Below are 12,321 nucleotides of genomic sequence, written 5' to 3' on the forward strand. Positions count from 1 at the left end.
CCTCGCACCGCCCCTCCCCCGCATACCCCGTCTACACTCGAAACAATCAATCCCGTGCCCTAACGAGACGGTTATGCCCAGACTGGCGCCCGTGCTTTTCTTGCTGTCACTGATGATCTGGACCGCAACGGCTAACGCGCTGACTCTGACCGATGAAGAACGTAGCTGGCTCGCGGCTCACCCGGACTTGCGCCTGGGTGTAGACGCCTCGTGGCCGCCGTTCGAGTTCCGTGATGAACAGAATCGCTATCAAGGTCTGGCCGCTGATTACATCGACGTGATCCGCCAGCGCCTGGCCGTCAAACTCACCCCGGTCGAGCCGTCGAGCTGGACTGAGGTGCTGGCGCAGGTGAAAACCGGCAAGATCGATCTGCTGCCTGGGATCATGTCCACGCCCGAGCGCCAGAACTATCTGTCGTTTACTCGCCCTTATCTCGATTTCCCGATCGTGATCCTCGCCCATATCGGCGGCGCGCAACCGCGCAAAATCGAAGACCTGTACGGACTGAAGATCGCCGTGGTGGAAAACTACGCCCCCCACGAACTCCTGCGCACCCACCATCCGGACCTGAATCTGGTGGCCATGCCCAATGTCAGCTCGGCCTTGCAGGCCCTGGCTACCGATGAAGTAGATGCGGTCGTCGGCGATCTCGCCTCCAGCGTCTGGAGCCTGCGCCAACTCAAGCTCGACGGTTTATACGTAAGCGGCGAAACCCCGTATCGCTACCAGTTGGCCATGGGCGTGCCCCGTGACAACAAAATGCTGGTGGGCATTCTGGACAAGGTCCTGGCGGACATGAGCCCGGAGGAAATCAGCAGCATTCAGGAACATTGGGTCGGCAATGTCCTCGATCATCGGACATTCTGGTCGGATTTGCTGATTTACGGCCTGCCGGGCCTGTTATTGCTGATGATCATCCTGGCTGTGGTCATTCGCATCAATCGCCGCCTGAGTTCGGAAATTGCCCGCCGCGTCGACCTCGAACAGGAATTGCGCAGCAGCGAATACCACTACCGCGGACTGGTGGAGAGCCTGTCGGCCATCGCTTGGGAAGCGCGCATGAGCGACTTCACCTACAGCTATGTGTCGCCGCATGCCGAGGATCTGCTCGGTTATCCACAGGCGCACTGGCTGATTCCGGGTTTCTGGCGCAACATCATCCACCCCGCCGACCTGACGCGTGCCCAGGCCATCTGCGATGAGGCAGTGCGCGAAGGGCGCGATCACACCCTCGATTATCGGGTGATTACCGCAGACGGGCGCTGCCTGTGGGTGCGCGATATTGTCAGCCTGATCGAGCACGGCCATGAGCCGGTGATGCGCGGGCTGATGATCGACATCAGCGAGACCAAACGTACAGAAGAAGCATTGCGGCTGTCGGAGCAGAAGTTCGCTTCGGTGTTCCAGCAATGCCCGGACATTCTGGTCATCGCGAGGCTGTCCGATGGCTGCCTGTTGGAGGTCAACGAAGCCTTTGAGGAACAGATCGGCCTGAAGGCCGAAGACGTCATAGGCCAGACCGCCACGGAACTCAATATCTGGGGCATTCCCGGAGTCGGTCCGGGACTGCTCCAGCGCTTGCAGGCCGGTAGCATCCGCAACCTGGAGATGCCCTTTCGCCGCAACAACGGTCAGGTATTCACCGGCCTGATCTCCGCCGAACCCTTCGACCTCGACACCACTCCAGCGCTGGTGGTGGTGGTGCGCGACATCACTCAGCTCAAGGAAACCCAACAACAACTGCAAACCTCCGAAGAGAAGTTCGCCAAGGCTTTTCATGCCTCACCGGACGGCTTGCTGCTGTCGCGTCAGAGCGATGGCTTGCTGCTGGAGGTCAACGAGGGCTTCAGCCGCATCACGGGATTCAATAGCGCGATGTCGGTGGATCGCTCGGCGCTGGACCTGGGGATCTGGGTCAACCTCAACGAACGCAAGCAGATGCTCGACCTGCTGCACCGCGACGGCTTCGTGCGCGACTTCACCTGCCATATCCGCCGCAGCGACGGGCAGATCCGCCTGTGCGAAGTGTCCAGCCGACCGCTGCCGATCGGCGAAGAAGACTGCATGCTGACCATCGCCCGGGACATCACCGAACGCCATCTGATGCAGGAAAAGCTGCAACAGGCCGCCACCGTTTTCGAGAGCACCGCCGAGGGCGTGCTGATCACCGACACCCAGCAGCACATCAGCGCGGTGAACCGTGCGTTCACCGAAATTACCGGCTACAGCGAAAGCGAAGCCCTCGGCCACACCCCGCGCCTGCTCGCCTCCGGCCTGCATGACAGCGCGTTTTACGCGGCGATGTGGCACCAGTTGACCGACGAGGGTCACTGGCAAGGCGAGATTTCCAACCGGCGCAAGAACGGCGAGCTGTACCCGAGCTGGCTGACCATTAGCGCCGTGCGCAACCGCGACAAATTCATCACCCACTTCGTCGCGGTGTTTGCTGACATCTCCAGCCTCAAACACGCACAAGCCAAACTCGACTATCAAGCGCACCACGACCCACTCACCGGCCTGCCGAATCGCACCCTGTTCGAAAGTCGCCTGCTCACCGCGCTGAACAGTCAGCAGGAAAATGGCGGTCAGGGCGCCGTGCTGTTTCTCGATCTCGACCGTTTCAAACACATCAACGACAGCCTTGGGCACCCGGTTGGCGACCTGTTGCTCAAAGGCATTGCCGTACGCCTGAAGGAGCAATTGCGCGATATCGACACCGTCGCCCGACTGGGCGGGGATGAATTCATTATCCTGCTGCCGGGCCTGCAACAAGCCAGTGATGCCGACAACATCGCAATCAAACTGCTCAACTGCTTTGGCGCACCGTTTCAGGCCGGTGAGCACGAGTTTTTCATCAGTGCCAGCATCGGCACCAGCCTCTACCCACGGGATGGCTGCGACGTTGCAACTCTGGTGAAAAACGCCGACGCCGCGATGTACCGCTCCAAGGCCAAGGGCCGCAACCGCGTCGAAAGCTACACCCGCGACCTCACCGCCCAAGCCAGCGAACGCGTGGCACTGGAACACGAACTGCGCCGGGCCATCGAACGCGAAGAGTTGTTCCTCTACTACCAGCCGAAAATCAGCCTCGACGACCATCGCCTGGTCGGCGCCGAAGCACTGATCCGCTGGCGCCACCCGACCTTCGGCGAAGTGCCGCCCGAGCACTTCATTCCGCTGGCCGAAGAGAACGGCATGATATTGCAGATCGGTGATTGGGTACTCGAGACCGCCTGCCGGCAGATGTTCGAGTGGAATCAGATCTACGACAGCCTCGGCCCGCTGTCAGTCAACCTCGCCGGTGCGCAACTGCGCCAGCCGAATCTGCTCGGGCGTATCGAACAACTGCTCAGGGACAACCGTTTGCAGCCGGATTTACTGCAACTGGAAATTACCGAAAACTTCATCATGAGTCAGGCCGAAGAGGCCTTGGCGGTGCTGCACCAGCTCAAACACCTGGGTGTACAACTGGCGATCGACGACTTCGGCACCGGTTATTCTTCACTCAGTTACCTCAAACGCCTGCCGCTGGACATCCTCAAGATCGACCAGTCTTTTGTTCGCGGACTGCCCGACGACCCGCACGACGCGGCGATCGTCCGCGCGATCATCGCCCTGGGCCGGAGCATGCAATTCACCGTGATTGCCGAGGGCGTGGAAACCCAGGCGCAACAGCAATTTCTGGCGGCTGAGGGCTGCGAACAGATTCAGGGCTACATCGTCAGCCTGCCACTGCCCCCGGAAGAATTCGCCGCAACGTTTCTTCGTGTAACCGTATCGGATTATTCGGATAGCACAGCCGAGAAACCGTCGTTATAATCCGCGACCTACTGAGGGCCTATAGCTCAGTTGGTTAGAGCAGAGGACTCATAATCCTTTGGTCCACGGTTCAAGTCCGTGTGGGCCCACCACATTTGAAAGCCGCGCTACATGCGCGGCTTTTTCTTGGGCGATCGGTTGGGGGGGGACAATCTTTGCGAGCGCAATGTTCGGAAGACTTCCCCGGAGTCTGTAGGCAAGTTCCGAAGCTGTGATTTAAAAGGCTTTGGTGTCTGTTGGGCTGTTCTTTGGCGGGATATTCTCGAGGCGTCGCTGCTTATCAGCGGTCGGGCTGGTCTACTCACGAAAAGGGAAGCAGATCCATCGACACTCGAATAGGCAGAGTTGAAAGTTCCCAAAAAGGGACCTATCGTTCCCTTTTTGGGACTTAAAGAGTTAACCATGCCGGCTATCCCGCTCAGCGATGCTCTCTTTACCGCGACCCAGCAGAAGGTATTGGCCATGTTGTATGGCAAACCGGATCAGAGCTTCTACGCCAACGAAATATCTCGCTGGGCACAGGTCGGCAAGGGCAGTGTCATGCGTGAACTGGAGCGTCTGCACGGTGCAGGCATTCTTACAATGAGTCGTCGGGGTAACCAGACGCACTACCAAGCCAACTCCGAATGTCCCATCTATGCAGAACTGCTGGGGATCGTGCGCAAAACTTTTGGTATTGCAGAGCAGTTACGTGCGGCCTTGGCTCCAGTGAGCGATCAATTGGTGTGGGCATTTATCTACGGCTCCGTCGCCAAGGGCAACGAGCATGGCGGCAGTGACATCGACCTGATGCTGATAGGCGAACACCTCAGTTACAGCGACTTGATGGAAAGGCTACTTCCCGTAGAGGAATACCTTGGCCGCACCATCAACCCTACGCTCTATACACTGGTCGACTGGCGAGCCAGAAAAGCGGCTGACAACAGCTTTGTTGTGCGAGTTGAACAACAAGACAAAATTGATTTGATTGGCCGTAACCCAGCGGAGATCACCAATGGGCAGCAGTGACAGTCTGGAAAACCTGGTGCGCAGCGGCGGCCTCAAAGCCGAGCCACCAGATCGCAAGGAATGTGAAGGCCTGATGCGATCAGCCACAGACCGTTTGAAGGATGCTCACAGTTGCGCACTGTCCTTTGCCAGTCGCTTCGACCTCGCCTACAACGCCGCACATGCCTTGGCACTGACTGCCATGCGCCTCAAAGGTTTTCGCTCCGACCGTCGCTATCTGGTGTTTCAGTGCCTTGTGCACACTCTCGGGCTGAACAAGGTCCAGGTTCGCCTGTTTGCACTTTGTCACGAGCGGCGCAATCTGGCCGAGTACGAAGGGTATATGGATGTGGACGAAACGCTCTTGGCGGAGCTGTTGGCGACAACTGATGCACTGTTACCTTTGGTGCAAAACGCGTTGCGCGCAGGCAAATAGTGCGCTGGCCCGTCCAGCAGTGAACAGCATTAGTCCCTCTCTCGGTTACAAGCGTCCAGTCAATCGAGCCTGTAACATGCTGGATCATTGACCCGCGCCTTTGGAGCCGCCCCTTTGCCCGACACCCGCCCCCCCGCCCTCGACGAAATCGACCGCCAGCTGATCGCCGCCCTGCAGATCAACGCCCGTGAAAGCGTGGCGATGCTTGCCCGGCAACTGGGCATTGCGCGCACCACCGTGACTTCACGGTTGGCGCGGCTGGAGAAGGCCAAGGTGATCACCGGTTATGGCGTGCGTCTGGGGCAGCGCGTGGTCGATGGCGGGTTGCAAGCGTATGTCGGGATCAAGGTGCAGCCGCGTTCCGGCAAGGAAGTGTTGCGCCGGCTGAGCGCGATGGCGCAGGTGCAGCAGTTGTGTGCGGTGAGTGGCGAATTTGATTATGTGGCGTGGTTGCGCACCGACTCGCCGGAGCAGCTGGATCAGCTGCTGGATCAGATTGGCAGTGTGGATGGGGTGGAGAAGACCACGACGTCGATCATTTTGAGTAGCAAGATCGATCGGGGACAGCCGGTTTAAATGTTTTGGCTGAGAGGGACTCTTCGCGAGCAGGTTCGCTTCTACACCTGGTCGATATGCAGTCACCCATCGTCATATTGATCAGTTAAATGGCAAAACGACGACACATTGCGTCTTATTAACGTGTTCCACGCTCCCTAGAATGGCTGGCATCTTTTCCTATACTCAGACGCGCGTCCTGCGTCGGGTCGCCAACAGGGTCAGCCATGAACAAGAACAATCGCCATCCTGCAGACGGCAAGAAACCCGTCACCATTTTCGGCCCGGACTTTCCGTTCGCGTTTGACGACTGGATCGAACACCCGGCCGGTCTCGGCAGTATTCCTGAACACCACCATGGCGCTGAAGTGGCAATTGTCGGCGCCGGTATCGCTGGTCTGGTGGCCGCGTACGAGCTGATGAAGCTCGGCCTGAAACCGGTGGTATACGAAGCTTCGAAGCTCGGTGGACGCCTGCGTTCGCAGGCGTTCAACGGTACCGACGGCATCGTTGCGGAACTGGGCGGCATGCGTTTCCCGGTGTCCTCCACGGCGTTCTACCACTACGTCGACAAGCTTGGCCTTGAGACCAAACCGTTCCCGAACCCGCTGACGCCAGCCTCCGGCAGCACGGTGATCGACCTGGAAGGTAAAACCCATTACGCACAAAGCCTGAAGGATCTTCCTGCCCTGTTTCAGGAAGTGGCTGACGCCTGGGCGGATGCGCTGGAGGCGGGCTCGCAGTTCGCCGATATCCAGCAAGCCATCCGTGACCGCGATGTGCCACGCCTCAAAGAACTGTGGAACAAACTCGTGCCGCTGTGGGACGACCGCACGTTCTACGACTTCGTGGCCACGTCCAAGGCCTTCGCCAAACTGTCGTTTCATCACCGCGAAGTGTTCGGTCAAGTCGGTTTCGGTACCGGCGGCTGGGATTCGGACTTCCCCAACTCGATGCTGGAAATTTTCCGCGTGGTGATGACCAACTGCGACGATCACCAGCACCTGGTGGTCGGCGGTGTGGAGCAAGTGCCGCAGGGCATCTGGCGGCACGTACCGGAGCGCTGCGTGCACTGGCCACAAGGCACCAGTCTGAAATCCCTGCACCGTGGCGCGCCGCGTTCCGGCGTGAAGAAAATCGCCCACGCGCCGGACGGCCGTTTCGCCGTCACCGACAACAACGGCGACACCCGCGAATACGCCGCCGTGCTGACCACCTGCCAGAGCTGGCTGCTGACCACCCAGATCGAATGCGACGAAACCCTGTTCTCGCAGAAGATGTGGATGGCACTGGATCGCACGCGCTACATGCAGTCGTCGAAGACCTTCGTCATGGTCGACCGCCCGTTCTGGAAGGACAAGGACCCGGAAACCGGTCGCGATCTGATGAGCATGACCCTCACCGATCGCCTGACTCGCGGCACCTATCTGTTCGACAACGGTGACGACAAGCCGGGCGTGATCTGCCTGTCGTATTCGTGGATGAGCGACGCGCTGAAAATGCTCCCGCATCCTGTTGAAAAACGCGTAGAGCTGGCGTTGAACGCGCTGAAGAAGATCTACCCGAAAGTCGATATCGCCGCGCGGATCATCGGCGATCCGATCACCGTGTCGTGGGAAGCCGATCCGTACTTCCTCGGCGCATTCAAAGGTGCCCTGCCCGGCCACTATCGCTATAACCAGCGGATGTACGCGCACTTCATGCAGGACGACATGCCAGCGGAGCAGCGCGGGATTTTCATCGCCGGCGACGATGTGTCGTGGACACCGGCGTGGGTCGAAGGCGCGGTGCAGACTTCACTCAACGCGGTGTGGGGCATCATGAAACACTTCGGCGGTTCGACACATAAAGAGAACCCGGGCCCGGGTGATGTGTTCAAAGACATCGGCCCTATCGCCCTGCCCGAGTAAGAGGAATCCCCGATGCGTGTAGCCCTTTACCAATGTCCACCGCTGCCCCTGGAACCCGCCGCCAACCTGCATCGCCTGCAGCAACTGGCAATGGAGGCCAAGGGTGCCGACCTGCTGGTGCTGCCGGAAATGTTTCTGAGCGGCTACAACATCGGCAAGGAAGCGGTCAGCACCTTGGCCGAGGTCTACAACGGCGAATGGGCGCAACAGATCGGTCGAATCGCCAAAGCCGCCGGGCTGGCGATCGCTTACGGATACCCCGAGCGCACGGCCGACGGGCAGATCTACAACGCCGTGCAGTTGATCGACGCGCACGGCGAGCGCTTGTGCAATTACCGCAAGACCCACCTGTTCGGTGATCTGGATCGGTCGATGTTCAGCCCCGGGGAGGATGACTTTCCAATCGTCGAACTCAACGGCTGGAAAATCGGTTTCCTGATCTGCTACGACCTGGAGTTTCCGGAGAATGCGCGGCGTTTGGCGTTGGCCGGCGCCGAGCTGATTCTGGTACCGACGGCGAACATGATTCCGTTCGATTTCGTCGCCGACGTCACCGTGCGTTCCCGCGCCTTCGAAAACCAATGCTACGTGGCGTACGCCAATTACTGCGGACAGGAAGGCGAGATCCACTATTGCGGGCAAAGCAGCATCGCTGCGCCGGACGGCAGCCGTATCGCCCAGGCCGGCCTCGATGAAGCGTTGATCGTCGGTGAGCTGGATCGGCAATTGATGGCCGATTCCCGCGCCGCCAACCGCTACCTCAACGACCGTCGCCCCGAGCTTTACCATGCGTTGGACAAGCGCTGACCCCACGCAATCCGCTAGCATGGGCACTTCACTGTTCTGGAAGTGCCCATGCCTGCGCCGACTCACACCCGCCCCCACACTGAAACCCTGGCCAACGGCTTGCGCGTGACCCTGCGTCAGGTGCCCGGTTTGAAGCGCAGTGCCGCTGCATTGCGGGTGGCCGCCGGTAGTCATGACGTGCCGCTGGAGTGGCCGGGACTGGCGCACTTTCTCGAGCATTTGCTGTTTCTCGGCACTGAGCGTTTTCCTGCGAGTCAGGCGCTGATGGCCTACGTGCAAAGTCACGGTGGCCAAGTGAACGCCAGCACCCGTGAACGCACCACCGACTTCTTTTTCGAACTGCCGACCTCCGCCTTCAGTGCCGGGCTTAAGCGTCTGTCAGACATGCTCGCCCAGCCGCGTATGAATCCGGACGATCAATTGCGCGAACGCGAAGTGCTGGACGCGGAATTTGTCGCGTGGTCGCAAGATCCCACAGCTCAGCAGGAACTGGCGTTGTACGACGGTTTGCCGGCAACACATCCGCTGCGCGGATTTCATGCGGGGAATCGCGACAGCCTGAAAGTTGAGTTACCAGCGTTTCAACAGGCGCTGAAGGATTTCCATCAGCAGTTTTATCGCAGCGGACAAATGACCCTGAGCCTGGTCGGGCCGCAGAGCATTGAGGCGTTGCGCACACTGGCGCAGCAGTTTGCCGCCGCGCTGCCGGTTGGGGATAAGGTCGAACAGGCAGCGACCCTGCCTTTGGCGGTGAACAGTTATCAACAGGTCGGCGAGCGAAGCAGCCATCTGTTGTTCGCTTTCGAAGCGTTGCCCGACTCGTCCGCCGAAGCGCTGGCGTTTCTCTGCCATTGGCTGAACAGCGCCAAGTCCGGCGGTTTGCTCGCCCATTTGCAGCAACAACGCCTCGCGGACGGTTTGAAAGCGGTGCCGCTGTATCAGTTCGCCGGGCAAGCGTTGCTGGACCTGCAATTTACCGCCCCAGCCGAATCCTTCAGCGCCATTCGTGAACAGTTTCTGGACTGGTTGAGCTTCTTTGCCGCGCAACGGGACTGGGCAGCGTTGCGCGAGGAATACGCCAAATTGCTGGAACGCCAGCAGCAAGTCAGTGGCGCACTGCATCTGGCGCGCCGCGACAGCGAACAGCTTGCACACGGCTTGTCGGAAAACGGCGTCGTTGTGCTCAAACACATCCTGCGCGACATCGGTGTTGTGGATAACTTCAGCGCGCATTGGCATCGGCCTGCCGCCAACCCATTCCTCGGTTCCAGCGAACCGCTGGCCAACGCCGAGCTGATCCGCGGCCAGACCAGCGCCCATCGTGGATTACGCACTTTCGCTCAGGATCGCTCGCGCGGGCGGCGTGAGCGTTCACCGATGCAGTTCAGTCAGGCGCTGCCGGACCACACTGATCACGGCGCGATCTACTTGCGTTGGCAAACCGCAGCGCAGGCTGGCGTCGATCTGCAAAGCAAGCTGCAACGCAGTCTGCAGGAAACTCAGGAAGATGCACGGCAGGCCGGCGTCGAAATCGCGTTCAGTGCCACCGGCACTCAGTGGCTGCTGAAACTGACGGGACTGCAGGAGCCGATGCCCGGTGTCCTGGAACACGCGCTGAAATGTCTGACGCAAATTGACGCCGATTCAGCCAACGCAGGGCCGGAAGCGCCGTTGATACCGATCCGTCAGTTGCTCAAGGCCTTGCCTGAACACTGCCTGCCATCGGCCGTCGAGTCGAACGACGCCAGACAGCTGTGGACAACTTCGCGCTGGGACGGACTGGCGCTTGGCCTCAACGCACAAACTCAATCGGCCATGGGCCTGGCCCTGAGCCGCATCCCCGGTACACCGGACAATCAACTGCCGACAGTGCCGACGATCAATGCGCAACATGTGTGGAGCCACATCGACACCGCCTCCAGCGAGCATGCGCTGCTGCTGTTCTGCCCGACCGCAGGCCACGAAATCGCTGACGAAGCCGCCTGGCGACTGCTCGCGCAGCTGTGCCAGACCCCGTTCTATCAGCGCCTGCGCGTCGAATTGCAATTGGGCTACGCGGTGTTCAGTGCCTTGCGGCAGGTACATGGTCAGAGTGGATTGCTGTTCGGTGTGCAGTCGCCAGAGACTGCGCCCGTTGAGCTGCTCGGTCATATTCAGCAGTTCCTCAAAAACATTCCTGCGCTGATCGAAAACCTCGACGAAGTGCATTTCACCCAACAACGCCAGTCACTCGCCGATCAGTTCGATGAGCGTCAGCTGTCCGGCAAAGACGCCGCCGAATTGTTGTGGCAGGCCAGACTCGCGGGCCACTCGTCGGATTATCTGGGACAACTGCACACGGCCATTGGTCAACTGCAACGCTCGACATTGCTGGCGGCAGCGCGGCGGTTGCTCAACGCCGAGGGCGGCTGGCGATGCCTGGCCAGCGAATCGTCACCCGGCGCACCGTGGCAAGCGACAAAATGATCATTACCAAGGCTGCAAGGAGCTTTCTCAAAGATTCACGGGCAATACCGTTGAAATTTTGAGTAACATAGCAGCCTAACTATTTGGAACATCCCTGCGCTGCCGTGGACTATAACTATGGACAGCGCTATCCCACCCACCCTGAAGGAGACACCCATGTCCTGGACAAAACCGGCTTACACCGACCTGCGTATCGGCTTCGAAGTCACCATGTACTTCGCCAGCCGCTGAGTTCTGCCTACGCAGACTTGCAGTGCAACGCCTCGGCTCGCCGAGGCGTTTTATTTTCAGCGTTGAAAGATGGGAGCGTTCATGTTCGTCCAGATTCTGGGTTCGGCCGCCGGTGGCGGATTTCCGCAATGGAACTGCAACTGCGTCAATTGCGCAGGCTTTCGCGACGGCAGCCTGAATGCCAAGGCCCGCACCCAGTCGTCCATCGCGATTTCCGACGACGGCGTGAACTGGGTGCTGTGCAACGCCTCGCCAGACATCCGCGCGCAACTGCAGAGCTTCGCGCCAATGCAACCGGGCCGCGCCCTGCGTGACACCGGGATCAGCGCGATCATCCTGATGGACAGCCAGATCGACCACACCACCGGCCTGCTCAGCCTGCGCGAAGGCTGCCCGCATCAGGTCTGGTGCACAGACATGGTTCACGAGGATTTGAGTACCGGTTTCCCGCTGTTCAAGATGCTCACCCACTGGAACGGCGGGTTGAACTGGAACCGCATCGAACTCGACCAGAGCTTCACCGTCGCTGCCTGCCCGAACCTGCGCTTCACTCCGCTGCCATTGCGCAGCGCCGCACCACCGTATTCGCCGCACCGTTTCGACCCGCACCCGGGCGACAACATCGGCCTGATCGTCGAAGACCTCAACACCGGCGGCAAACTGTTCTATGCACCGGGCCTGGGCAAGGTCGACGCGCCGCTGCTGGAAATCATGGCCGGCAGCGACTGCCTGCTGGTGGACGGCACGCTGTGGGATGACGATGAAATGCAGCGCCGTGGCGTCGGCACCCGCACCGGTCGTGAAATGGGCCACTTGGCGCAGAACGGCCCCGGCGGCATGCTCGAAGTGCTGGAGCAGTTGCCTGAGCAACGCAAAGTGCTTATCCACATCAACAACACCAACCCGATTCTCGATGAGGATTCGCCGGAGCGCGCGGAGCTCGCGCGGCGTAATGTTGAAGTGGCGTTCGATGGCATGAGTATTGTGCTGTAGCGGATGGCCCCATCGCTGGCAAGCCAGCTCCCACAGTGTTCTGTGGTGTACACAAAAACTGTGGGAGCTGGCTTGCCAGCGATGACGTCCGACCAGACACCCAAGATTTTAACGGT

At 59.8% G+C, this 12,321-nt stretch carries 9 protein-coding genes and 1 tRNA gene; all 10 read left to right on the top strand.

Annotated elements, in window-relative coordinates:
• The first annotated feature begins 73 nt into the window (after positions 1-73).
• A complete protein-coding gene (locus HXW87_RS00335; RefSeq protein ID WP_121187492.1) occupies positions 74-3,820 on the top strand; it encodes a bifunctional diguanylate cyclase/phosphodiesterase in 3,747 nt (1,248 codons plus the stop codon).
• 15 nt (positions 3,821-3,835) lie between these two features.
• Positions 3,836-3,912 (top strand) — tRNA-Ile (locus HXW87_RS00340).
• 310 nt (positions 3,913-4,222) lie between these two features.
• The gene (locus HXW87_RS00345) at positions 4,223-4,828 is read left to right on the top strand and encodes a nucleotidyltransferase domain-containing protein (protein ID WP_145593507.1); all 606 of its coding nucleotides are present in this window, start codon (positions 4,223-4,225) and stop codon (positions 4,826-4,828) included.
• Positions 4,815-5,243: a hypothetical protein gene (locus HXW87_RS00350; protein WP_095668167.1), complete on the top strand. Its 429-nt coding sequence runs from the start codon at positions 4,815-4,817 to the stop codon at positions 5,241-5,243. The genes HXW87_RS00345 and HXW87_RS00350 overlap by 14 nt, the downstream gene beginning before the upstream one ends.
• A 114-nt stretch (positions 5,244-5,357) precedes the next feature.
• Positions 5,358-5,819: an Lrp/AsnC family transcriptional regulator gene (locus tag HXW87_RS00355; RefSeq protein WP_007966501.1), complete on the top strand. Its 462-nt coding sequence runs from the start codon at positions 5,358-5,360 to the stop codon at positions 5,817-5,819.
• 206 nt (positions 5,820-6,025) lie between these two features.
• Entirely contained in the window at positions 6,026-7,708 is a 1,683-nt protein-coding gene (locus HXW87_RS00360) for an NAD(P)/FAD-dependent oxidoreductase (protein ID WP_047297002.1), read from the top strand.
• A gap of 12 nt (positions 7,709-7,720) precedes the next feature.
• Entirely contained in the window at positions 7,721-8,515 is a 795-nt protein-coding gene (locus tag HXW87_RS00365; RefSeq protein WP_239778291.1) for a carbon-nitrogen hydrolase family protein, read from the top strand.
• A gap of 48 nt (positions 8,516-8,563) precedes the next feature.
• On the top strand, positions 8,564-10,981 hold the full coding sequence (pqqF, locus tag HXW87_RS00370) for a pyrroloquinoline quinone biosynthesis protein PqqF (RefSeq protein WP_239778292.1): 2,418 nt from the start codon (positions 8,564-8,566) through the stop codon (positions 10,979-10,981).
• Positions 10,982-11,137: 156 nt separating this feature from the next.
• A complete protein-coding gene (gene pqqA, locus HXW87_RS00375; protein WP_003422658.1) occupies positions 11,138-11,212 on the top strand; it encodes a pyrroloquinoline quinone precursor peptide PqqA in 75 nt (24 codons plus the stop codon).
• Between the two features lie 81 nt (positions 11,213-11,293).
• Positions 11,294-12,205 carry a pyrroloquinoline quinone biosynthesis protein PqqB gene (pqqB, locus tag HXW87_RS00380; protein WP_041070011.1) on the top strand — a complete coding sequence of 304 codons (912 nt, stop codon included), beginning with the start codon at positions 11,294-11,296 and terminating at the stop codon, positions 12,203-12,205.
• Positions 12,206-12,321: the final 116 nt, after the last annotated feature.

The sequence above is a fragment of the Pseudomonas sp. Y5-11 genome (genome assembly GCF_022368695.1).
Classification (GTDB): Bacteria; Pseudomonadota; Gammaproteobacteria; order Pseudomonadales; family Pseudomonadaceae; genus Aquipseudomonas; species Aquipseudomonas parakoreensis.